The organism is Paraburkholderia solisilvae, from assembly GCF_902859875.1.
Lineage (GTDB): Bacteria > Pseudomonadota > Gammaproteobacteria > Burkholderiales > Burkholderiaceae > Paraburkholderia > Paraburkholderia solisilvae.
Genome location: NZ_CADIKF010000002.1, coordinates 1 through 22,557 on the forward strand (window position 1 = coordinate 1; position 22,557 = coordinate 22,557).

The following is a 22,557-nucleotide window of genomic DNA, read 5'->3' on the forward strand; positions in this document are numbered from 1 at the left end:
TGAAGGCCGGCTTGCGGAAGGCGGAGCGAGCTCGTACTTCGCAGTGGACGGCCTCGGACAAGAGCCCCGGTAGTTTTGATCAGCCTGCATGAAGCCACGCGACGACGGACCGATACTCCTGCAACATCAAACACGGTGCGGACTTCAAACCCGAGCTTCTCGTACACGCTGGCCGCGACGCCATTATCGTTTTTCATGTGTAGAAACGCAGTGTCGCCACGTTCGAGGATGGTTTTGGTGATCGCACCGATCAGTAGTGGCGCGTAGCGCTTGCGCCGGTGCTCAGGGTGCGTGCAAACGCCGCTCACCTCCATTACACCATTGAAGCGACGTGACCCGGTCAGGGGCCTAGCTCTTTGTAGCAGTCGACATCTGGTGAGCAACCTGGGCGGCACGTTCAGCGCTTATCCGGCCGTCTGCGCATAACTGTGCTCCCTGGCGCCCGATTTCCTGCTCACCGCTTTGCAAAGCCGCCTGCTCCGTATGCACGGAGTAATAGCCCTCGATCAGATCGAACGGACTGTGTTGAGCCGATCCCAGTAGAAAACCACAATCCTCTTTTGCAAGAAAGTCGACGCTGTGCCCGGATTGCTCAAACACCACCAATTCGCCCTCCGAAACTTCCTCACCGGCATCCAGAGAACCGGAATACACCGAAATCCATAACACATCGTGATCGCGAGGCGGCGTGTAGCGCCATCTCTCGCCTTGACTCAGGCGGACATTCAGGCAAGCCATGGGCTGCGGCTCACTTATCGGACTTGCTTGCCCGTTCAGACGACCAAGCAAGACCTGAGCGGGGCCCTCCGACGGCATCTCATCTGCTTTCAGAAATATTTCAGACGGCGTACTCAATTCGAGCGCCGGAGGCAGCGCAATCCACAGCTGATAGAGCTTTACTGAGCCAGTGGTCTTCGCGAAGCCCCCATGCCATACGCCGCAACCGGCCTGCATCCATTCAATGCCCCCGGCCGACATTGACCTCGGCCGTCCCTTGCTGTCCTGATGATGCAACGATCCTTCCACGAGCGCCGTGAGGGTCGCAATGCCCGAATGAGGATGCAGGGGAGTTTCGGTCTCGATCGGCGATTTGACGCCGATATAGCCCAGGAACACAAATGGCTTGATCAGTTGTCCAATATCCGATGGGCCGGCTAGCCGGGTGATTGGTCCCGTGGCTTTCCCTCGGGTTCGTTGCAGAACCCGACGCACGTTTTGAGAGCCGGCACTTACCCGAAAATCTGTCGCTTGCTTCATATGTCACCATTCCTTCAAGATAGCGGCCATACCGTAAGCTTTCGTTACTGGGCACTGCTGGGGCGGCTGCTTGTCACGCTTGCAGCGACCGCAGTAGCCACCGTCTCACTGCTCTCTGTATAACGTGCAACGCTGCTTTCTATTCCTGTGCCCGACACAGGCACGCGTACCTTCACGCGACCTTCATCAATGAGCGCAACACTCGAAGTGAGTTGTGAACCTTCCGGCTGCGCACGCCCCGGGCGCGACGTGCGAAGGCTTCGGTGATCGCAGATGCCTTGCCAGGCAGTGAGCGCGGTAAGCGGCACTGCGCCTGCGGCGAGGATATCGACAGAATGTGGCGTCTCGGCGAGCGCTGCGCTGTCGACAATGACATAGTCGGCGAACGCTCTCTGCCCCTGACCAACAAATGCGTACACAAGCTGATCAGCGCGCCATTGCACCGCGTCGCGGCCGACGCGCATCACCTTGCTCGCGAAATCACGTCCCAACATATAAGGCAGTACCGTCCGGAATCTCGCGGAGCGGACATTCAAACAGTGTGGGCATGGTTGCGCCCAACGGCCCTGCAAAAAGATGAATCAATATAGCGGCCATGCGAGAGTTTTTCTTCGATGAAGCTTAGGGCCGGATCTCATGTCGCTGTGCGCCAAGATGTTCGATGCCGCATTCGAGTACGTCACCGACCTGCATGAAGCGGTCTTTGCCGAAACCGACGCCCGGCGGCGTACCCGTGGCGAGCAGATCGCCCGGTAGGAGCGTCATGTGGGTCGAAAAGTAGGCGAGCATCTCGCCGATTCCGAACAGCATGTCGCTCGTATTGCCGCGTTGTTCGAACTGGCCGTTCAGTTTCGTCCATAGATCGAGATTCATGCCGTCGACACCGGTGACAAGGTACGGCCCGATCGGCGAGTAACCCGGCCGGGACTTCGCGCGCACGAGATGCTGTTGGCCTTCCGCGTCGACTTGGGTGGCACGGTCCGAGATGTCGTTGATGCAGACGAAGCCGAAGATGTTGCTGGCCGCGTCCGCCGCTACGATGTCGCGAGCCTCGCGGCCCACCACAATCGCCAGTTCGACTTCCCAATCGAGCTTGACGCCGGGGTTGGGGCCTCGCGCGATCGCGTCGTTTGGCCCGGCAAGCGACGTGACTGCCTTGAGAAAGACTTCCGGTTCCGTCGGCGGCTTCATCTTGAACTCTTCGATATGCTTGCGGTAATTGAAGCCGGTGGCCGCGATCTGGCGGACGCCGGCGATCGGCGCCAGGTAGACGAATTCGCCGCTCACCGGCTCAAGCGCAGCCGTATCGACCTGGTTTAGTATGCCGCTCGCGATTGCTTCGGGTGTGATGTCCGCCACGATCGGGCGCAGGTCCAGATGTTCGCCACCGTTGACAATGATGGGAACGGCCTGGCCTTTCACTAACACTCGGGCAAATTGTTGCATGATCAACGCTCCTTGATTTGAGGCTGCACACGGCGTGTGCCGCAAATACCGGCGATCACGCCGATTGCGGAATTGCAACACCGATAACTGCGTAGTCACCGCTTCTCACGTTCGGGACTATAGCGGCGGTCCGCGATGCGTTCTCGTCTGAAACTGCGGAATTCGTCCGAAACGAAGAGAAAGTTCACCGGACCCGGTGAACGGCGTTGTGCTCACGTTGCGAAGCGATGAACGGCTTTATTCGTTGCTTTTCTTGCAAGGGCGCAAGAGAATGCCTGCTGGGCTGTCGCTTACAGCCCTGCTTGGGTAGGCCCTTTGGGGAGCTATCATGCAATCCAACATGCCCCGGATTCGATCCGCGGAAGTCGCGGTCGGAACGCCAGCGCCCATGTTCAGCGCCCCTGGTCATCCTGAAACCATATGGTCGGACGTCAACGGAACCGTCAATCAGTCGAGGCATATCAAATGGGCGGGAGGCTCCGCCGCCGCCCACAGGATCGGTTCTGTAGCAGGTGCCGCAAAAATCGTCACGCGCGCGGTCGCGTTGCAATTTTCGTGGAACGGTGGATTCGTCGAGGCCGACGCGGAGTCGGGAAAGCATATCTTCAGCTATCGAAACCGACCGCGTTATGGGCTTGTGCTGCCGCCAGGTAGTGAGGTCGAGTTTCGAATCAGGGAAAAGTCGAACTATCGCTTCCTGTCTATCGAGCTGGAACCGGAATACATCCTGCAGACCTGCGAATTGCAACATCTGAGTGCGATGAACATTCTTGAGACGTGGGGCTACGACCACCCCCTGTCATGGCAACTTGCGCACCTCCTCTACGAGGAATGCGAGCGCGAAGGCCGACAGGGTCTTCTCTACCTCGAGACTGCGGTCACGCTTCTCTCGCTCCATCTCGTTAGGCATCTTTCAACCTTCACCGGGACAAACAATCTTTGTCGCCGCGGAGGACTGCCGCCCAATGTGTGCAAACGGGCGTGCGATTACATGATTGCGCGTCTCCATCACGATCTGTCGCTCACGGACGTTGCGAGCCTGTGCGGCCTTTCCGCCGGACACTTTTCTTCGGCCTTCAGGCAATCTATGGGAATGCCGCCTCACGCCTGGCTGCGCTCCCAACGCATCGAAAGAGCGAAGGCGCTGCTGCGCGACAATGCGTTGAGCTTTCCAGCCATCGCACTGGCGGTGGGATTTGCGAATCAAAGCTCATTCGGTGTGGCGTTCAAGAAGGAGACCGGGCTCAGTCCATCCGCGTGGCGGCATAGTTTGCGTTGACCGCTGCACTGACCAGCCTGATTGCTTCGGCTCATGCTTCAGACGTCCGCTTCTCAGGCACGTTCGGACAGTCGAGCCCTGACTGGCGAGGACGTCTTTGGGTCGGCTGCGGAAATTCGAAGCTGACGTTGCGCCCGGGCGGGGCGACGACTCATTTCAATTTCCGGGTTCGGCCAGAAGCGGCCAAGCGACTGAAGCACGCGAGGGTTCGCTTTGCCAAGCTTAGCCGACGTTCTGCCTGCCTCGCGCAATCGAGAAAGCAGAACGTCGACGCTTCAAGTATCTTCCCTTGTGCTCGCTTGCTCGACGATACGTAGCAGATTGCGCCGTAACGGCGCTCGACCTTGATCCGACCCGGCCATGGTTCCTGGTCAAAACAAAGACAGATGCGGAGCGTGACTGCTGAAGTAGTCAACATTCTGAATGTCGGGTGTCGGCGACCCTGAACGACCGCTCAGGGTCAATTTGACCGTACCCCCCACCGCACATTAACCAGCAAGCACCCGAAGAGATCTCTCCAAAGCTCGAAAAACATCGTCCCACTCACCCAGCGCAGACTGACGATACAAAGTCGCGCTGCGATACCAAGGACTGTCAGTACGCTTCAACATCCAACGCCAGCACGTATCCAGACGATTCAAAATCCAGACTGGTTTACCCAACGCCCCAGCGAGATGAGCAGTCGAGGTGTCTACCGATATCACGACATCCAGATTCTGTACGAATGCTGCCGTATCGGCGAAATCAACAATCTCATTGGTGAAGTCAATGATCTGTCGGTCCTCAGGCAGGCGCGCATTCATCTCCGCCAGCCGATTTACCGCCGGGCCTTTCTGCAAGCTGAAAAAACGCACGTTCTCAACGCCGAGGACCGGTGCGAACGCTTCCAGCGAAACCGAACGTCTCTCATCGTACTTTCGCAATTCCGCGACATGTGGACGATTGCCGCCCGCCCAAACAAGGCCAACCTTCAGTGCATTGCCGGAAATCGGATGGATGCGTCGTCCCCATCTATCAACTTCCGTGGAATCGGCATGAAGATAAGGGCCCGGTGAAGGAATCGATTCAGACTCGGTTCCGACCGCCAACGGCAGACTGAGTAATGGGCAATAACAGTCGAACGCCGGCAGCGGCTGTCCCTCTTCAATCACCTGTGCAACGCCCTTAAGCCCTTGCAGCAGCCTGACCAGCTCGGGCGGCACCTCCAGCAAGACCGTCGCGCCTGACGCAGCCACCTTTTCTGCGTAGCGACAAAACTGAATCGTATCGCCAAGCCCTTGTTCGGCATGCAGAAGGATTGTCTTTCCGTCTAGCGCAAAATCTCCAAGCCACAAAGGTTGTTGGAGTCTACGTTGACTCAAGCTGACCCGACGACGTTTCCAACGCCACTCATACTCTGTCCATCCTTCGTGGAACCGCCCCATGCGCAGCAGGCAAATTGAGCGATTCCAATGTGCTTCCACATGATTTTCGTTTTTCGAAAGCGCGTGGTCGAAACACGCAAGCGCTTCATCATGCCGGTCAAGGTCTACGAGCGTGAGTGCGAGATTGTTCCAGGCGTCTGCGAAGCCGGGCGCCAGCTTTATCGCGTGCAGATAGCTTTCCCGTGCCTCCTCGGGTCGTTTCAAGTCGCTTAACGCGTTAGCACGATTACTCCACGCTTCCGCGTAAGCCGGTTGCAATCGGATTGCCGTGTCGCAACTGCTCAGTGCATCCTGCGCACGGCCCAATTCGCGTAACGTGCAGGCCCGATTGTTCCATGCCGTCGCGACTTCCGGATGCAACGCGATTGCTTCGTCGAAGCTCACCAAAGCTTCCTGAGCGCGGTCGAGGCCAGCCAGCGCCATTCCTCTATTGTTCAATCCGTCGAAAAAGTCGCGCTTCAGCGCGACAGCACGGTCCGCACTCTCGAGTGCTTCCTGATGGAGTTGCATCGCGTTGAGTGCAAACGCCAGATTCGAATGAACCGGCGCCTGCGTCGAACTAATATCAATCGCGGCTCGCAACAACTCGATACCTTCGTCAAATCGGCCACTCTGTAACATCAGCGCACCCAGAAGTTGCAAAGCATCGAAGTGTCGAGGACGGGAGACAAGTATCTCCCGATAGAGATCTTCCGCCTCAGGGATCGCACCGTTTTGTTGTAGCGTTACAGCCTGGCTTAACAGGCTTTCGATGTGTCGTGGCAGTGCGATTCTCTTTTTCATGCGTAACGAATGCGAGATGTCCGCTTGCGATTGCGTAAGTCGCGGGAATATAGCGCCACTACCTTTCATTTTCCCGGTCAGACCCGCGAGGCAACCCGTTCCATCACCGCTTGCGTCCCTGACGCGACGCACCCGAACGCCGGCGCGCAACCGGCGCCGCTCCAGTCGAATTACGCACCACAAGCTCAGCCGCAAACGTCACGCGCTGCGCCCCCGCGCCGTGCCCGGCAACCTGCGCGAGCAGCGTATTGACCGCCGAACTCGCCATCTGCTGAAACGGCTGACGTACGGTCGTGAGCGCCGGATGAAACTGCTCGGCCATCGGAATATCGTCGAAGCCGATTACGGAGATATCATCCGGCACGCGCAGCCCCGCCTCGCGCGCAGCAGCAATCGCGCCGAACGCGCTTTGATCATTGGCCGTGAAGATGGCAGTGGGCGGCTCAGGCAGTTCGAGCAGGCCCGACGCAACCTCGAACGCGGTCATTTGCGACAGATCGCCGGGCACGATCCATTCGCGCGTATGCGGCAAACCATGCCGCGACAAGGTGTCCAGATAACCACGCTGCCGGTCGCGCACGCCTTCGATCGATTCGCCGCCGCCCAGAAACGCAATGCGCGTGTGCCCGAGCTCGATCAGATGCTCGACCGCAAGTTGCGCACCGCCGTAGTTATCGACCGATACGGACGGCAAGCGGTTCATCGTGCCGCGCTGGTCGATCACGACGACCGGCAGGTTCGCTTTGGCGAGCAAGTCGAGCCAGAGCGATTCGCGCGGCAAGATGGCCAGCACGCCGTCGGAAAACTGCCGCACGAGACCCAGCACATCGTGATGTGTGCGGCGTTCTTCGTCCGACATCGTGTAGACCAGCACTTCACAACCCGCCGCCCGCGCCGCACGGCCCGCACCGAGTATCAACTCGCTCGAGAACTGTGTATCGAGCGTCGGCGTAATGATGCCGATGATGCCGTTGCGCCCGCCTGAGAGCTTCTGTGCAGTGCGATTGACGACATAACCGATATCGGACGCAATGCGCAGCACTTCATCGCGGGTTTCGCGCGACACGCCGGCACGCCCGTTGAGCGCACGCGACGCGGTCATTTGCGACACACCGGCAAGGCGCGCAACGTCTTCCAGCGTGGGGTTTTCCTTGGTCATGCCGTGACGGGCTCGTGATGGAAGTGCATGCGATGCGTGCGAGCGCTTCGCACTGTTAGCGATAACGTTAGTTTCCGGTCATTCTAGACGAATCGTCACCCGCTGCAATCAGGACTTGCCTGCGTCGCGCCCTGTCGCTCAAACACCCGTTTTGTTAAGGCTTGAAAAGAGAATATGCCAGTTGCGTAAAGCGCCCTCGCTTGCTTGAGGGTTAACCTCATCTGGCAACCGGATGACGACGTTACTAAGATCGCCAACGTTAGGGCTAACGTTGCGTGCTCATCATTCTAACGACGGGAGACTCCGAGATGGCGAATGCCGCAGTATCGAAGGCGTTATGTGTAGCGGCGCTGGGCTCAGCGCTCGCCATGGCAGGCGCCGCGCGCGCGCAGGACACCAAGGTCATCACCGTGTGGGACCAGCAAACCAACGCGACGTCGAGCAAGATTCTGCGCGACGCGTCCGACCGCTTCGAGCAGCAGAACCCCGGTTATAAGGTCGAGAATTCGCATGTGCTGAACGATGCGTACAAGACAAAGCTGAAGGTCGCGTTCGGTGCGAATCAACCGCCATGCGTATTCGAATCATGGGGTGGCGGCCCGTTGCATGAGTATGTGAAGGCAGGCCAGATCGTCGATCTCACGCCGTATCTGCAGAAAGACGCAGCCTACCGCGACCGCTTCCTGCCTTCGTCGTGGAAGGCCGTGACGTTCGACGGCAAGACCTATGGCGTGGCCGCCGAAAATGCGTCCGCCGCCGTCATCTTCTACAACAAGGACATTTTCCAGCAGTACGGCCTCACGCCGCCCGCGACCTGGCCCGACCTGATGCATGTCGTGCAGGTGCTCACCTCGCACGGCATTGCACCGTTGGCACTCGCGAACAAGAACAAGTGGACCGGTTCGATGTACTACATGTACCTCGTCGATCGCATCGGCGGCCCGGACGTCGTGCGCACCGCGCTCGAAGGCAACGGCAAGGGTTTTAGCGATCCCGCATTCGTCGAGGCGGGCAAGTACATCCAGCAACTCGTGAAGGCCGGTGCGTTCGCGCAAGGCTTCAACGGTCTGGACTATGACGTCGGCGCGTCGCGACGTCTGCTCTATTCGGGCCGCGCGGCCATGGAGCTGATGGGCGGTTGGGAAGCATCGACCATTCAGAGCGAAAACCCGTCGTTTTCGCGCAAGCTCGATTTCTTCCCCTTTCCCGGCGTGCCCGGCGGCAAAGGCGATCCGCGCGATGTGATCGGCACAGTCGGCGACGGCTTCCTGAGCATCTCGAGCCAGTGCAAATATCCGGATGCCGCATTCAAGCTGATCCAGTCGCTCACCGACGACCCCGCGATGCGTGCTCGCGTAGGCGACCGCAAGATTCCGCCCGTCAAGAACATCGCACTCGACGATCCGCTCCTCAAGCGTCTGCAAACCCTGATCGTGGATGCGCCGAACGTGCAGCTCTGGTACGACCAGGCGTTGCCGCCGCGCCTCGGCGAGGTTCACAAGGACACCACGCAGGCCCTGTTCGGCCTGTCGCTGACACCCGAGGCCGCCGCCCAGCATATGGAAGCCGCCGCGAAGGCCGGCGGTTAATCGTCAATCGCCCTCAACCGGATAGTCCGGCCGGCGCCGCGATGCGCCAGCCGGCAGACACGCTCGTGAATATCGCGCTCCCCGCCGTATCCGGACGCCGACGCCGGCTGCGCCTGCCGTCGCAGGCACTCGTCGCGGCTGTGTTCCTCGCGCCTGCCGTGCTGCTGCTGGCCGTCTTCCTGCTCTATCCGCTCGTGTCGAGCATGCGGCTTTCGCTGCTCGACTGGAACGGTCTCGGCAGCAATGCGCGTTTCGTCGGACTGTCGAACTGGGTTCATCTCGCGCACGACATCGTGTTCTGGCAATCGCTGCTGAACAATGCGATCCTTGCGATCGCATCGATTGTCGTCGAATTGCCGATCGCGCTTGCGCTCGCGGTACTGCTCGAAAAAGCCGGCCGCGGTTCGCGCGTGCTCAAGATTCTCTACTTTTTGCCGCTTCTGATGTCGAGCGTCGCGATCGGCGTGCTGTTCAAGAACGTCTACGATCCGAATTTCGGCCCGCTCAACGCCGCTTTGCATGCGGCCGGTCTCGACGCCCTCGCGCAAGACTGGCTCGGCAATCCTCATCTTTCGCTGGCGTCGACCATCGCGGTAATCTGCTGGCAGAACATTCCGTTCTACATGATTCTGTTCCTCGCCGGCCTCTCGTCAATGCCAGTCGAAGTCAACGAGGCCGCGCGTCTGGACGGTGCGTCCGAATGGGTCATCTTCTGGCGCATCAAACTGCCGCATCTGCAAGATACCGTGCGCACCGCCGTGCTGCTCGCGGTGCTCGGCTCGCTGCGCTACTTCGACCTGATCTACGTGATGACGGGCGGCGGTCCCGAAGGCTCGTCGGAATTGATGGCCACGTATATGTATCGCACGGTGTTCAGCTCATTCCAGCTCGGCTATGGGAGCACGATCGGCTCGGCGATGTTCCTCATCGTCTGCGCGGTCGCGGCGGTGTCGCTGCGCGTCACGCGCCGCTTCGAGACCGAGGTCTAGGCCATGAAGACGAAGCTGCAATTCGGCACGCCATGCCTCGCGCTGATCTGGTTGATCGTCACGACACTGCCATTTATTTTTGTCGTCGCCACGAGCCTGAAGACGCAGGACGAAACCTTCTCGGCGCCGGTCTGGGCGTTGCCGCAGCACCTGTATTTCGGCAACTATGCGGCAGTGCTCGAAGGTCCGTACTTCACATACTTTCGCAACAGCGCGTTTGTGGTGGGCGTCTCGGTGCTGCTGATCGTGCTGGTCAGCGCAATGGCGGCGTATGCGTTCGCGCGCCTGCGCTTTTCGTTGAACAAGACACTCTTCGCGATCATCGTCGCGGGCATGATCGTGCCGCTGCACGCGACACTCGTGCCGATCTACCTGCTCACGCGCAACCTCGGCCTCTACGACACGCCGTTCGCCCTTCTCGGCCCGTATGTGGCGCTGAGTCTGCCGGTCTCGATCTTCATTCTCACCGGCTTTATGCGCCAGATTCCGCGCGAGCTCGAAGAGGCCGCGCAACTGGACGGCGCCGGTCCGTTCCGCATCTTCTCGCGCATCTTCCTTCCGCTCTCGACCCCGGGGCTCGCCACCGTCGCGATCTATAACGGCATCGGCCTGTGGAACGAGTTTATTTTCGCGTACATGCTGACCTCGACGCCCGAACACCGCACGCTGCCGCTCGCGATATGGGACTTTCAGGGGCAATACTCGTCGAATGTGCCGGCCATGCTCGCGGTCGTCACGCTCACGTCGTTGCCGCTGATCGCTGCGTACGCATTCGGTCAGGAACGCGTGATCAAAGGAATGATGGCCGGTTCGCTGAAAGGCTGAACAATTGATATGAGTCGGCCCAAGCGCAAGCGCATCTAAACGCATCACCAGGTGGCGCATCAGCGGAACGTCGCCTGCGTACCCAACTTGTCAGGAGTCAATGTATGGCGCTTGAAGAAAGCCACGAGCTGCCGGTCTATCGCCGGGCCGATGCTCCGACCGATGCGCGCGTCGCCGATCTGCTTGCGCGTATGACGATCGACGAAAAGATCGCGCAGTTGCATGCGGTCTGGCTGAAACTCTCGGCAGACGGGCATCACGCGTGGCGTACCGAAGACTTCGCACAGCGCGACACCGGCGTGCCGCTCGATACGCTGCTGCGCTATGGCGTCGGTCAGGTGACGCGTCCGCTCGGCACGCACACCGTCGACCCGAAGGAAGGGGTGAAGGCGCTCAATGCGTTGCAGCGGCAGATGGTGGAAGAGACGCGTCTCGGCATTCCGGTGATGGCGCATGAGGAATGCCTGGTTGGGCTGATGATCAAGGACGCCACGCTGTTCCCGTCGCCGCTCAACTATGCGGCGACATGGAATGCATCGCTTATCAAACGCGTCGGCAAGATGATCGGCGAGCAGGCACGCTCGATCGGCTGTCATCAGGGCCTCGCGCCGGTACTCGACGTATCGCACGACCCGCGTTGGGGCCGCACCGAGGAAACCTTCGGCGAAGACCCGTATCTGGTCGGCGTGATGGCATGCCATTACGTGGCAGGCCTGCAGGGCGAACGCCGCGACCTGCTCGCGACGCTCAAGCATTTCGTCGCACATTCGGCCAGCGAAGGCGCGCGCAATCACGCACCGGTTCACGTCGGGCCTCGCGAGCTCAACGATACCTACATGCTGCCGTTCGAGATGGCCGTGAAGCTGGCGCACGCGGGCTCGGTAATGCCCGCGTATCACGACATCGACGGCGTGCCGTGTCACACCAACCAGCCGCTGCTGCAGCGCGTGCTGCGCGAGAAATGGGGCTTCGACGGGCTGATCGTTGCCGACTACGCAGCGGTGAATCTGCTGTATACGCATCACGGCGTCGCGCGCGACGCAGCCGAGGCCGCCGCCCAATCGTTCAATGCGGGGCTCGACGTCGAACTGCCGGGCCACGAATGCGCGTTGCACCTGAAAGAGGCGCTCGCGCGCGGCGAAATCAGCGAGGCGACGATCGATGCGGCCGTCACGCGGGTGCTGCGTGCAAAATTCGACATCGGCCTTTTCGAGCATCCTTATGCCGACCCGGAGCGCGTCAACCTGCGCAGCAACGCGGCACTCGATCTCGCGCACGAAGTCGCGCTCGAATCGGCGGTGCTGCTGCGCAACGACGGCGTGCTGCCGCTCGCCTGCGACGGCAAGCAGAAGGTCGCCGTGATCGGGCCGACAGCGGACGATCCGCTTGCGCTGCTCGCGGGCTACAGCTTTCCCGTGCACCTCATCAATAGCGGCGAGACGTCGAATTCGTCGATCACGACGCCATTGCAGGCGTTGCGTGACCTGCTCGGGCATGCGCAGATCATCTACGAGAAAGGCTGCGCGATTATCGAGGAGCGGCGTGCGGGCGCGCCCGTATTCCCTGGCGACGTTTCACTCGACACGCGCGATGTGAACAGCCACGATGAACTGATCAGCACGGACACCTCGCGCCTCGCGCTCGCCGCGCAGGCCGCGCGTGACGCGGACGTGGCGGTCGTGTGCGTCGGCGACCTCTCGGGCCTGTTCCAGTCGGGAACGGTCGGCGAAGGTTCTGACACCGATAGCCTCGCCTTGCCGGGCGTTCAACAGGCGCTCGTCGATGCCGTGATCGCAACCGGCACGCCCACTGTCGTCGTGATGACGGGCGGCCGCCCGTATAACCTCGGTGGCCAGGAGGAACGCGTCGCCGCGCAGGTGATGGCATTTGCGCCGGGTGAAAAAGGCGGCATCGCGCTCGCCGAATTGCTGACCGGGCGCGCCGGCTTCAGCGGACGTCTGCCGCTGTCAGTGCCGGCCAGCGCGGGCGCGGTGCCTTACGTCTACAACCATCGCCTGAAAAGCGCGGGCACGCCTGTCGCGCGGCACTTCGGCTCACGCTACCCGTTTGGCTTCGGGCTGACCTATACAAGCTTCGCGTACGGCGACCTGCAACTCACCGCGGCAAACGCGCCGATTGCCGATGGCACATTCGAGTTCAGCTTCAGCGTGGAGAACATCGGGGCGCGCCGCGGCGACGAGGTCGTGCAGATCTACGTGCGCGACCGTCTCGCTTCGACGTCGCGCCCCGTGAAAGAGCTCAAGGCGTTCGCCCGCGTGACGGTCGAGCCGCAAGCGAAAGCGCGGCTACGCGTACGGCTGCCCGTCGATATGCTCAACTTCACGGACGGAAACGGCGAGCGCATTGTCGAGCCGGGCGAGTTCGAACTGATGATCGGCAGTTCGAGCCGCGACATCCATCTGAACGCGACGCTCACCGTCACGGGTCAGGCGACCCGCGTGCTCGAACGCAATTGGCGCATGGTGAGCGATGTGCAGGCGATTTGACTCGCGGCGTGTCATCGATTTATTGCATGTAAAGGAGCGGATCGAACCCCACCCCGCGAAACAACTGACGAGAAACTGAACCGCGACATGCGCGATTTTGCCGTCGACGCATCGTGTCGGCCGCGCTTTCGGATGACGCGCGGGTCCCGGCCCGGCCCCGCAAAACGGCCCATCCGCCGCACAGAAAACCGGCAGACAAACCGTCAGGCGAGCCACTTGCTACCCAGCCGATGACCGCTCTGCACAAGCCGGCGGTGTGAGCGCGGCACGCGCGCGGCGATAAACCGCACCAGGGGTTGGGGCATGAACAGTGTCAGCCATCATGCATCGGATGAGCGAAGCATGTCGCGCACGCGCGGTCGGCGCGCGCAAACGCTCGTGGCGTACGCGGGCAAGCCTATCCAGCTGCTACTGCAGTACGTCCGCCGCCGTCCCGTCTCCCATACGCTGGTGCTGCTCGCGATCATTGCCGCCGTCGGCTGTGCGCTGGGCTCGCAGTTCGCCATCAAAAATCTGATCGATGCGTTGCCCGCCGGGCGCGATCATCCCGCCACCGTCGTGTCGGCATTTGTGACCATCGTCGTACTGCTGTTCGCCGACAATCTGTTCTGGCGCGTGGCGGGATGGATCAGCGTGCGCACCTTCGTGGCCGTGACGGGGGACGTGCGCCGGCAGCTGTTCGGCTATGCAACCGGCCACTCGCCCACGTATTTCTCCGCGATCCGCCCGGGCACAGTCGCAAGCCGCGTATCGGCAACCGCCAACGCGGTCTTCGCGATCGAAAACACGGTCGCGTGGAACGCGCTGCCGCCGCTGCTCTCCGTGTTCGGTGCGATCGGCATGCTGGGGTTCGTCAGCCCGTGGATGGCGATTTCGCTGCTGCTGGTGTCGGTCTGCATGGCCACCCTCCTGTTCTGGCTCGCAAGCCACGGCAGCAGCAAGCATAAGCGGTTCGCTTCCGACGCCGCATCCGTCGACGGCGAACTGGTGGATGTCATCAGCAATATGGCGACGGTCAGGATGTTTGTCGCGACGCAACGCGAAAGCGCCCGGCTCGACGCATTTCTGAACGGCGAGATGACCTCGCGCGAGGCCAGTCTGCGGTTCCTCGAAAAGCTGCGGCTGCTGCATGCGGTCGCGACTTTGCTGCTTTCCTCAGCGCTGCTAGGTTGGGTTCTGTGGCTGTGGACGCTCGGACGCGCAACCACCGGCGACGTCGTGCTCGTCAGTTCGCTCGGATTCGCGATCCTGCACGGCACGCGCGACCTGGCCGTCGCGCTGGTGGACGTCACGCAGCATGTCGCAAGGCTCGCCGAAGCGGCGCAGGCGCTGCTCGTGCCGCGCGACATGGAAGAGCCGGTCAGCGCGCCCGCCCTCGAAATCCGCGATGCGAATATCGACTTCGAGAACATCACGTTTGCCTATCCGGGGCGGCGCCCGGTGCTCGATCATTTCAGCCTGCATATCGATGCCGGCCAGCGCGTCGGCCTCGTCGGTCCCTCTGGTGCGGGGAAAACCACCGTGCTCGCGTTGCTGCAGCGTTCGTTCGATCCGCCGCGCACTTCAGGCGCCGTGACGATCTCGGGCCAGCGGCTGTGCGACGTGAGCCTCGCCAGCGTGCACGACGCGATTGCCGTCGTGCCGCAGGACGTGTCACTGTTCAATCGCACGCTGCTGGACAACCTTCGCTACGGCCGGCCGGACGCGACCATGGCGGACGTGCTGCGGGCTTGCGAACAGGCGAATTGCCGTGAGCTGATCGACTCGTTGCCGGAGGGCCTCGACACGATCGTCGGCGAGCGCGGCACGCGCCTGTCCGGCGGACAGCGTCAGCGCATTGCGATTGCGCGCGCGTTTCTGAAGGACGCCCCTATTCTGCTGCTCGACGAAGCGACATCCGCGCTCGATAGCGAATCGGAAGCCGCGATCCAGCTCGCGCTGGACAGACTGCTGGCCGGGCGCACCGTGGTTGCGATCGCCCACCGGCTGTCGACGCTGCGCAACTTCGACCGCATCGTCGTCATTCAGCACGGCCGGCTTGTCGATGACGGCACGCCGGCAGAGCTATCGAAACGCGCGGGAATCTATCGCGACGTGCTTTTACGTCAGGAACGTCGCACAGCGACGAGTGCCGGGGTATTCGAGTGACGGCCGCATTGCCTGAGGTGTCTCAGGTGGTCCGGCATGCCCGGCGCGCGCGCATCCATGCTGCTGCATGGCGAAGCGGTCTTGAAAGAGTCGCGCCAGCGCCGCGGGCCTCGGCCGAACTAGACTTTCGGCTGCGATTGCGACAACTGCTCATCGAGCGAGCGCGTCAACGGCGTTTCCACGTCGCCGGTGTGTTGCGTGCTCACCGGTTCGATCAGCACGATCCAGCATTCCTCATCCGCGACCGGATTGTGAAGCACGCCGCGCGGCACCACGTGAAGCGAACCGGCCGGCAAGCGCACCTCGTTCCCCTGCTCGTACTGAATGCGCAGATTGCCGCGCACGATATAGAAGAGTTCGTCCTCCCGAGCGTGGTCGTGCCAGACAAACTCGCCGGACAGCTTCGCAACCTTGACGTAGCTGTCGTTCACGCGCGCCACGACTTTCGGCGACCAATAGTCGGTCAACGATTCGAATGCGCGCTGCAGGTCCACGACGCCGCCAAACGGAAATTCATGGATTGGAGTGGGTTGAGTGGTGCTCATTAGATGCTCCGTCAAAAACAGATCGGGGACCAATATAAAGCGGCGCGTTGCATTAGAGAAACGATATAGTTTGATACATCACATTAGATACGCTAATACGTCGTGAACCGAAACCTCGATATTCCGCTTGTGCGGACCTTCGTCATGGTTGCCGAACTCGGCAGCATGACCGCTGCCGCGAATCGTCTACATCTCACGCAAGGCGCGGTCAGCCAGCAGATTCGCCGGCTCGAGGAAACCCTCGACTGCCCGCTGATTCGCCGTGAAGGACGGCGGCTCGAATTGACACCGGCCGGCGAACGGCTGCTCGCCAAGGCGCGGCACCTGCTGAAGATGAACGACGAAATCTGGGCGGATATGAGCGCGCGTCCGCTCTCCGGCACGTTGCGGCTCGGGTTGCCTTACGATCTCGTCGGCACCTGTTTTCCGGCCATCTTTCAGGCGTTCGGCGAAGCGTATCCGTATGTCGACATCGCGCTGCGCTGCGCGACCTCGCCCGAATTGTCGGCAGCCATCGCTGACGGCGCGCTGGAAATCGCGGTCATCGAAGAGCCCGCCGACGAGGCGAGCGGTGAAGTCTTGCGGCTCGATCAGCTGGTTTGGGTCGGCGCGCGCGGCGGGCTGTCGCATCGCAAGCGGCCGCTGCCGGTGTCGATGGTGGCGGAGACCTGCGCGTTCCGAAGCAGGATTCTCGAACTGCTCGGCGAAAGCCAGATTGGCTGGCGAACCGTGTTCGAAAGCGGCAACATCGAGGCCACACGTGTCACCGTGCGCGGCGATCTGGCCGTCACCGCATGGCTCGCGTCGACGGTGCCCGCCGATATGGATATTCTCAGCGCCGAATCCGGCCTGCCGACACTGCCCACATTCGCGATCACGTTGCAGATGACGTCGGGAGCCGGACCCGTCGCGCAGGAATTCGCGCGGTATGTGCGGGATGCGATGCCGCGGTGGCGCGCAACTGATGGATAAAAAGTTCTGGTCGTCTTGGCGCAGGCCGATGCCGAACGCGACGCGACGATTACATCCCATGTAATTGGCACGCGGAACAGTCGCCTCTACTCTTTGGCCATCGCGCTGCTGATCCGGCGGCGCTCAATGCCAAGGAGCTAACATGTTCCACTATCCCGCTCATACGATCGAATCGGCGCCGGCAGAATCGAAGCCCGTGCTCCGGCAATTGCAACAGGCGTTTGGTCTGATCCCGAACATCGCCGCCACCATGGCCGCTTCTCCAGTGCTGATCAACGGGTTTATCGGCCTGTTCGAGCGCGTGCATGCGAGCAGTTTGACGGAACCGCAGATCCAGACGCTGTTGCTGACCAACGCGGTCACGAATGCCAGTGAGTGGGCGGTTGCGTTTCACACCGCCCTCGCGCTCAAGCAAGATGTGCGTCGCGCCGATGTCGACGCAATCCGGCACGGCGGCCTGCCCGCTGACGCCGGCCTCGCCGCGCTTTCCACATTGGCACGCACGCTGATCGAAAAGCGCGGCCGTCTTGCTGAAGCGGATAAGCAACGCTTTTTCGATGCCGGGTTCAGCGCCGGGCAGTTACTCGAAGTCATTGCGGTGGTGGCCGCATCGACCATCACGAACTACACCGGCAGCGTGACGCAGCCTGAACTGGAAGCACCGTTCACCGAGTTTGTCTGGCGCGCGCCGGTTGCGTGAGGCTGTTATCGTCATGCGTCTGAATGAGGGAAATCGCATGAATGTCAGCAGTCGCAATCCGGCAGCGTCAACGGGCGAACTGGGCAATCTGTTGCGCTATTGGCGCGACGTGCGTGGCGTCAGTCAGCTCGATCTGTCGCTCGAGGCAGGCGTCTCGCAGCGGCAGATCAGCTTTATTGAAAGCGGGCGCAGCGTGCCCGGCCGCGACACGCTGCTGACGCTCGCACAAACGCTCGACGTGCCGTTGCGCGAGCGCAATGCGCTGTTGCTCGCCGCCGGATACGCCCCGCTGTATTCGGAGGCGCCATGGAACGCGCAGGAGATGCATAGCGTGGTCCGCGCGCTGGAGCGGGTGGTTCGCCAGCACGAACCGTATCCGGCTATCGTCATGGACCGGCACTGGAACGTGCTGATGACCAACGACGCCGCACTGCGCTTTTTCAACTGCTTCATCGATATGGCGTCGCGGGAAGGCCCGCGCAACATGCTGCATCTGATGTTCGACCCGCAAGGGATGCGTCCGTTTGTGGCCGACTGGGAAACCGTATCGCGCAGCCTGCTGCAACGCGTGTATCGCGAATCGGTCGGTCGCGTGGTGGATGACGATACCGCGCACCTGCTCGACGCACTGCTCGCGTATCCCGACACCCCGCGCGACTGGAAGACCCATCACGCACGTTCCGCCGCGCCGTCGCTGCCCGTGATCCCGCTCGGCTTTATTCACCATGGCATCGTGCTAAGGTACTTCTCGATGGTGACGAGTGTCGGCGCGCCGCAAAACGTTGCCGCGCAGGAGTTGAGGCTTGAATGCCTGTTCCCCGCCGACGATGAAACGGAAGAACATCATCTGCCATTGCTCGCCACGCATTCGAAGCTGCGCTAATCGATTTGGGCCGTTTGAAAGACTGATGGGCTTTCAACCCTTTCGGCACGCGTGCCGTCCGATGGATGCGACGCGAATCTCGTTTGCGCATCACAAGGCGCGGTAATCGCAAGACGGTGTCGCTTTGCCGGGACGCACTGCCCTCTTGCCGCGACACATACCGGCACACGTTGCCGGCAACGGACACGCTGATTGCCCAACACGTCCGCCGGGTTTTCACCGGGTCGACGCATTGTCCAAACACATGCTTGTGGCCGCTCTTCCGTTAGCGCTTCAAACCGGCCGTTCGACACCTGTCGGCAAATCGATGACAATGTGCGCGGCCTGCAGAAATCGATGCGGCGCGCCGGCCTCGCCGGCTGTCCGCGCAAGACAGCAACCGGGTTGCATCAGACTGGAGAGTGACGAATGAAATGCACGATCGTGGGGTCACGATATTTCGGCGCATCGGTGCTGGAAGCGTTTCGCGCCGACGGAATCGAGATTGCAGGCGTCGTCGCGCCTTCCGCCGATGACCGACTCGCGGTGGCGGGCCATGCGGCCGGCCTGCCGGTTGCCCTCCACGACAACCCAAGGCTGATCGAAGGCAGCGCGATTCCCGCGGACACCGGCCTGATCATCGCCGCACACACGCACGCGCGCGTCAGCGACGACGCGCTGGCGCGCTCGCGCCTGGGCGGCGTCGGCTATCACCCATCGCTGCTGCCGCGCCATCGCGGCATTGCGGCGGTCGAATGGACCATTCTCGAGGGCGACCCGATCGCGGGCGGCTCGATTTATCACCTGTCGCACGGCTGGGATGCCGGCGCGATCGCCGCGCAAGACTGGTGCTTCGTCAAAAAGGGCGAAAGCGCGCGCGAACTCTGGGAGCGCGCCCTGGCGCCAATGGGGCTCGCGCTGCTGCTGCGCGTCGCCCATTACGCGCGCGAACACGGCGCGCTGCCGGCCACAGCTCAGGACGAGCAATTCGCGACGCGCGCGCCGATCATTCGCCGCCGCATCGAACTCGCCGAAGAACCGTCGGGGCCGCTCGCGTCGCTCGTCGTCACCGCGATCGGCGCCGACCGTCCGGGCATCGTCAACCTGCTGTCGGAACGCGCGCGCGCTTTCGGCGCGAACTGGACGGGCAGCCGCATGGCGAGTCTCGGCAGCCAGTTCGCCGGCATGGTGCAGTTCGAAGTCGCGCAGCGTCACGCGGACGCGCTCACCACCGCGTTGCGCGACCTCGAAAGCGCCGGGCTGCGTCTCGTGATCGCGCGCAGCGATCTGCCGCCGCTTGCGCGCGGGCGCCGCCGCGTGTCGCTGGAGTTGACGGCGCCGGACCGGCCGGGCATCGTGCAGGACCTGTCAGCCAGCCTGTCGGCGCACGACATCAGCATCGAGGAATTGAACACCGAGCTCGCGCAGGCGCCTGCCGGACCGCATCAGTTCGGCGTGAAGGCAGTGCTCGCAGTGCCGGAGACGATGTCGATCGACGGGCTGCGCGCGCTGCTCGAATCGCTGGCCGCCGACATGATGGCCGACATGGCGCTGGACGAAGGCGGCGCCTGATCGTTACGCGCGCCGCAAACCATCATAGAAGCGCTGCTCGAACTGTCCGTACAGTTCGACGACGCGTGAGTCGTAGAACGGCAGAGTCTGCGTGAAGAGCGATCCCGCCACCCGCTTGACCGGGTCGATCCAGAAGTAGGTGTTCAGAAGTCCGGCCCAACTGGCGCTGCCTACGCTACGGCCATGCGGTCCCGGCTGTGTGTTGATGTCGAACGAAAGCCCCCACTTGTGCGGCTGCCCGGGAAATTGATCGAAACTGTTCGACCACGACGGTTGAGCCGTCTTCGTTTCGGTCACGAGCAGATCGCCGATGTGATTCTGAAACATCGTTGCCACCGTGTCGGCGCGAAGGATGCGTTCACCGCGATACGTCCCGTCGTTGAGCAGCATCTGCAGGAAGTTCATGTAGTTGCGCGGCGTGCTGAACAGTCCGCCGCCGCCCATGAAGAATTCAGGGCGCTGGTTCATCTCGAACGGTTCCGGCGTGAGCGAGCCGTCGGCCTCGCGCCGGTGCATCGTCGCGACGCGCTGCTTCTGCGCGCTGCCGAGCAGAAAGCCGGTATCGTGCATTCCGAGCGGCTCGAAAATTCGCTCGCGGAAATAGACTTCCAGCGACTGATCCGTTGCCGCTTCAACGAGTTTGCCGACCCAGTCCATACTGATCCCGTACTGCCAGCGTTCTCCGGGCTCGAATTCGAGCGGCGCGGCGAAGGCGCCGTTGAGCGAATAGCCGATATCCGGCATACCCGTCACTTTTTCATAGCGGCCGAGCGGCTCGCTCCAGATGCTGTACGTGTAGCCGGATGTATGCGTAAGCAGATGACGCACCGTGATCGCGTTGCGCGCCGGGCGCAGGATCGGCTGGCCGGATGCATCGAATCCTGCGAGGATCTTCGGCGCTTTCAACTGCGGCAAGAGGTCCGACGCGGGCTGGTCCAGACGCAGCTTGCCCTGTTCAATGAGTTGCATGCATGCGGTCGCGGTCATCGCCTTGGTCATCGACGCGAGCCAGAAGACCGTATCCGGGCCGATCGCGTCGCGGGTGCGGGCATTCGCGTGGCCAGCCGCGCCCTGATAAACGAGCCCGCCCCGCGTCGCGGCCATCGCGACGACGCCTGCGGTAACGCCGTCGTCGACCGCGTGTCGCAGACATTGATCGATCGACTTGTATTCGGGACGGCGTACTGGTGCCTGGCCTTGCGACGCATCAGGCGACGCGGCCGACGCGTCGCGGTCCGCGAACGCACCCAGTGCAACGGCTGCCACCAGACCGGATGCCCCTTTGAGCAGTTGGCGGCGATGAGGTCGAACAGTCATGTCTTCTCCAGAACGATGAATGGCGGTCGCGTCGCCTGGCCGGTCGTGACCGTTGACGCGATGATGGTTTCCGCCTCGGCCGGCAGATTCTGGATGAGTGGCGATCGAAACTGAATGATCCGAATGGCACTAGATAAGTGACACGTAATCACGAACGACAACGCGGTCGGCATATCAGCGCACCGGAGAAGCGTCACGCTTCGCTCTCCCCGGTTCTGCTTGACTACGCCAGCGCTCTTTTCCAAACTCGTAGATCGGGAAACGCGATCTGCGGCAAGCCTTCTTGTACGACAATTCGGCTTGCGATTCGATGCAGGCATCGCCTGCACATCGTCGGAAGCGCGAATCGCCGCTGCTGTAACTTGCCTGTTTGCATGAGCCGTCCTTGTAGCACCCCAATCGCAAGGAGTTCGACATGAGCAATGGACAGACACACAGCGAAGCCGCGTCGTCGACCGGAAAAGCACAAGCGGTCGATATGAAACTGGAGGTTATCGTCATCCCGGTAGCGGATGTCGATCGCGCGAAGCAGTTCTACACGAGGCTGGGTTGGCGACTCGATATAGATCTCGCGAAAGACGACGAATTTCGCGTCGTGCACTTTACGCCACCGGGCTCGCTATGCTCGCTTCTGTTCGGCAACGGTGTCACGACTGCGAAGCCAGGCTCGGTGCAGGGACTTCATCTGATCGTCTCTGACGTCGTGGCCGCGCACGCAGAACTTGTCGAGCGTGGCATCGAGGTAAGCGAAGTGTTCCACGATGTCGGCGGCGTCTTCCATCATGCGGGTGAAGAAGGGCGCGTGAGCGGCCCGCATCCGGCACGCACCAGCTACGGCTCGTTTGCTTCGTTTAGCGACCCCGATGGGAACGGTTGGGTCTTCCAGGAGGTCACCACTCGCCTGCCCGGCAGAGTGGATGCGCACACCGCAACGGAACTCGCAGGTGCGCTGCGCCGCGCGGCGGCGGCGCACGGCGAGCATGAGCGGCAGACCGGCAAGCACGATGAAAACTGGCCCGACTGGTATGCCGAATTTATCGTCCGCGAACAGCGCGGTGCGTAATTGCCGGCATGCGTTGCGCCGGCAGCGGCGCATGGCGCGATAGATAGGCATAGAAATTACGCACCATGCGCCACTCGCCGTTCGAGAGGCAAGGTCCGCCACAGCAGTGTTCGATATGCT

19 protein-coding genes are annotated in these 22,557 nt (G+C 61.8%); 11 read left to right on the forward strand and 8 right to left on the reverse strand.

Going from position 1 to position 22,557, the window contains the following annotated elements; all coding sequences use genetic code 11:
- The 4 genes from HV675_RS01465 to HV675_RS01480 form a co-directional block, all read right to left on the reverse strand.
- The coding region (locus tag HV675_RS01465) for a GNAT family N-acetyltransferase (protein ID WP_217477993.1) at positions 1-308 on the reverse strand (308 nt) is incomplete at its 3' end.
- Positions 309-348: 40 nt separating this feature from the next.
- On the reverse strand, positions 349-1,257 hold the full coding sequence (locus HV675_RS01470; RefSeq protein WP_175108979.1) for a pirin family protein: 909 nt from the start codon (positions 1,255-1,257) through the stop codon (positions 349-351).
- Positions 1,258-1,301: 44 nt separating this feature from the next.
- Positions 1,302-1,751, reverse strand: coding sequence for an MDR/zinc-dependent alcohol dehydrogenase-like family protein (locus HV675_RS01475; protein ID WP_175108980.1), 450 nt, complete (start codon positions 1,749-1,751; stop codon positions 1,302-1,304).
- A 127-nt stretch (positions 1,752-1,878) separates the two neighbouring features.
- Positions 1,879-2,784, reverse strand: a complete 906-nt coding sequence (locus HV675_RS01480) for a fumarylacetoacetate hydrolase family protein (RefSeq protein WP_175108981.1) — start codon at positions 2,782-2,784, stop codon at positions 1,879-1,881.
- 247 nt (positions 2,785-3,031) lie between these two features.
- Here HV675_RS01480 and HV675_RS01485 point away from each other — a divergent pair, with 247 nt between their 5' ends.
- Positions 3,032-3,982 carry an AraC family transcriptional regulator gene (locus HV675_RS01485; protein ID WP_175108982.1) on the forward strand — a complete coding sequence of 317 codons (951 nt, stop codon included), beginning with the start codon at positions 3,032-3,034 and terminating at the stop codon, positions 3,980-3,982.
- 488 nt (positions 3,983-4,470) lie between these two features.
- Here HV675_RS01485 and HV675_RS01490 read toward each other — a convergent pair whose 3' ends face one another.
- Both HV675_RS01490 and HV675_RS01495 read right to left on the reverse strand, forming a co-directional pair.
- Positions 4,471-6,189, reverse strand: a complete 1,719-nt coding sequence (locus tag HV675_RS01490) for a tetratricopeptide repeat protein (RefSeq protein WP_175108983.1) — start codon at positions 6,187-6,189, stop codon at positions 4,471-4,473.
- 103 nt (positions 6,190-6,292) lie between these two features.
- Entirely contained in the window at positions 6,293-7,348 is a 1,056-nt protein-coding gene (locus tag HV675_RS01495; RefSeq protein ID WP_175108984.1) for a LacI family DNA-binding transcriptional regulator, read from the reverse strand.
- Between the two features lie 308 nt (positions 7,349-7,656).
- Here HV675_RS01495 and HV675_RS01500 point away from each other — a divergent pair, with 308 nt between their 5' ends.
- The 5 genes from HV675_RS01500 to HV675_RS01520 all read left to right on the forward strand — a co-directional run bounded on the left by HV675_RS01500 (position 7,657) and on the right by HV675_RS01520 (position 15,406).
- Positions 7,657-8,937: an extracellular solute-binding protein gene (locus HV675_RS01500; RefSeq protein ID WP_175108985.1), complete on the forward strand. Its 1,281-nt coding sequence runs from the start codon at positions 7,657-7,659 to the stop codon at positions 8,935-8,937.
- A gap of 41 nt (positions 8,938-8,978) precedes the next feature.
- On the forward strand, positions 8,979-9,926 hold the full coding sequence (locus HV675_RS01505) for a carbohydrate ABC transporter permease (RefSeq protein WP_246270050.1): 948 nt from the start codon (positions 8,979-8,981) through the stop codon (positions 9,924-9,926).
- A gap of 3 nt (positions 9,927-9,929) precedes the next feature.
- On the forward strand, positions 9,930-10,751 hold the full coding sequence (locus HV675_RS01510; protein ID WP_175108986.1) for a carbohydrate ABC transporter permease: 822 nt from the start codon (positions 9,930-9,932) through the stop codon (positions 10,749-10,751).
- 104 nt (positions 10,752-10,855) lie between these two features.
- Entirely contained in the window at positions 10,856-13,258 is a 2,403-nt protein-coding gene (locus HV675_RS01515) for a glycoside hydrolase family 3 N-terminal domain-containing protein (protein ID WP_175108987.1), read from the forward strand.
- A gap of 342 nt (positions 13,259-13,600) precedes the next feature.
- Complete coding sequence (locus tag HV675_RS01520; RefSeq protein WP_246270051.1) at positions 13,601-15,406, forward strand: ABC transporter ATP-binding protein; 1,806 nt, start codon at positions 13,601-13,603, stop codon at positions 15,404-15,406.
- Positions 15,407-15,525: 119 nt separating this feature from the next.
- Here the strand turns inward: HV675_RS01520 and HV675_RS01525 are convergent, their stop codons facing one another.
- Positions 15,526-15,951, reverse strand: coding sequence for a cupin domain-containing protein (locus HV675_RS01525; RefSeq protein ID WP_175108989.1), 426 nt, complete (start codon positions 15,949-15,951; stop codon positions 15,526-15,528).
- 102 nt (positions 15,952-16,053) lie between these two features.
- Between HV675_RS01525 and HV675_RS01530 the strand changes: the two genes are divergently transcribed.
- The 4 genes from HV675_RS01530 to HV675_RS01545 all read left to right on the forward strand — a co-directional run bounded on the left by HV675_RS01530 (position 16,054) and on the right by HV675_RS01545 (position 20,057).
- Positions 16,054-16,923 carry a LysR family transcriptional regulator gene (locus HV675_RS01530; RefSeq protein ID WP_175108990.1) on the forward strand — a complete coding sequence of 290 codons (870 nt, stop codon included), beginning with the start codon at positions 16,054-16,056 and terminating at the stop codon, positions 16,921-16,923.
- A gap of 142 nt (positions 16,924-17,065) precedes the next feature.
- Positions 17,066-17,623, forward strand: a complete 558-nt coding sequence (locus HV675_RS01535; protein WP_175108991.1) for a carboxymuconolactone decarboxylase family protein — start codon at positions 17,066-17,068, stop codon at positions 17,621-17,623.
- Between the two features lie 37 nt (positions 17,624-17,660).
- Positions 17,661-18,506: a helix-turn-helix domain-containing protein gene (locus tag HV675_RS01540; RefSeq protein ID WP_175108992.1), complete on the forward strand. Its 846-nt coding sequence runs from the start codon at positions 17,661-17,663 to the stop codon at positions 18,504-18,506.
- Positions 18,507-18,914: 408 nt separating this feature from the next.
- Entirely contained in the window at positions 18,915-20,057 is a 1,143-nt protein-coding gene (locus tag HV675_RS01545) for an ACT domain-containing protein (RefSeq protein WP_175108993.1), read from the forward strand.
- A gap of 3 nt (positions 20,058-20,060) precedes the next feature.
- On the opposite strand, the gene HV675_RS01550 is transcribed toward HV675_RS01545, so the two are convergent.
- Entirely contained in the window at positions 20,061-21,374 is a 1,314-nt protein-coding gene (locus HV675_RS01550; protein ID WP_175108994.1) for a serine hydrolase domain-containing protein, read from the reverse strand.
- A gap of 415 nt (positions 21,375-21,789) precedes the next feature.
- Between HV675_RS01550 and HV675_RS01555 the strand changes: the two genes are divergently transcribed.
- Positions 21,790-22,437: a VOC family protein gene (locus HV675_RS01555; protein WP_175108995.1), complete on the forward strand. Its 648-nt coding sequence runs from the start codon at positions 21,790-21,792 to the stop codon at positions 22,435-22,437.
- Positions 22,438-22,557: the final 120 nt, after the last annotated feature.

Excerpts from the sequence above, each read along its gene's own strand:
- HV675_RS01500 (WP_175108985.1), top strand. The coding sequence starts at position 7,657 with ATGGCGAATGCCGCAGTATCGAAGGCGTTATGTGTAGCGGCGCTGGGC.
- HV675_RS01540 (WP_175108992.1), top strand. The coding sequence starts at position 17,661 with ATGAATGTCAGCAGTCGCAATCCGGCAGCGTCAACGGGCGAACTGGGC.
- HV675_RS01545 (WP_175108993.1), top strand. The coding sequence starts at position 18,915 with ATGAAATGCACGATCGTGGGGTCACGATATTTCGGCGCATCGGTGCTG.
- HV675_RS01505 (WP_246270050.1), top strand. The coding sequence starts at position 8,979 with ATGCGCCAGCCGGCAGACACGCTCGTGAATATCGCGCTCCCCGCCGTA.
- HV675_RS01525 (WP_175108989.1), bottom strand. The coding sequence starts at position 15,951 with ATGAGCACCACTCAACCCACTCCAATCCATGAATTTCCGTTTGGCGGC.
- HV675_RS01550 (WP_175108994.1), bottom strand. The coding sequence starts at position 21,374 with ATGACTGTTCGACCTCATCGCCGCCAACTGCTCAAAGGGGCATCCGGT.
- HV675_RS01470 (WP_175108979.1), bottom strand. The coding sequence starts at position 1,257 with ATGAAGCAAGCGACAGATTTTCGGGTAAGTGCCGGCTCTCAAAACGTG.
- HV675_RS01485 (WP_175108982.1), top strand. The coding sequence starts at position 3,032 with ATGCAATCCAACATGCCCCGGATTCGATCCGCGGAAGTCGCGGTCGGA.
- HV675_RS01495 (WP_175108984.1), bottom strand. The coding sequence starts at position 7,348 with ATGACCAAGGAAAACCCCACGCTGGAAGACGTTGCGCGCCTTGCCGGT.
- HV675_RS01475 (WP_175108980.1), bottom strand. The coding sequence starts at position 1,751 with ATGTTGGGACGTGATTTCGCGAGCAAGGTGATGCGCGTCGGCCGCGAC.
- HV675_RS01490 (WP_175108983.1), bottom strand. The coding sequence starts at position 6,189 with ATGAAAAAGAGAATCGCACTGCCACGACACATCGAAAGCCTGTTAAGC.
- HV675_RS01535 (WP_175108991.1), top strand. The coding sequence starts at position 17,066 with ATGTTCCACTATCCCGCTCATACGATCGAATCGGCGCCGGCAGAATCG.
- HV675_RS01515 (WP_175108987.1), top strand. The coding sequence starts at position 10,856 with ATGGCGCTTGAAGAAAGCCACGAGCTGCCGGTCTATCGCCGGGCCGAT.
- HV675_RS01520 (WP_246270051.1), top strand. The coding sequence starts at position 13,601 with ATGTCGCGCACGCGCGGTCGGCGCGCGCAAACGCTCGTGGCGTACGCG.
- HV675_RS01510 (WP_175108986.1), top strand. The coding sequence starts at position 9,930 with ATGAAGACGAAGCTGCAATTCGGCACGCCATGCCTCGCGCTGATCTGG.
- HV675_RS01555 (WP_175108995.1), top strand. The coding sequence starts at position 21,790 with ATGAGCAATGGACAGACACACAGCGAAGCCGCGTCGTCGACCGGAAAA.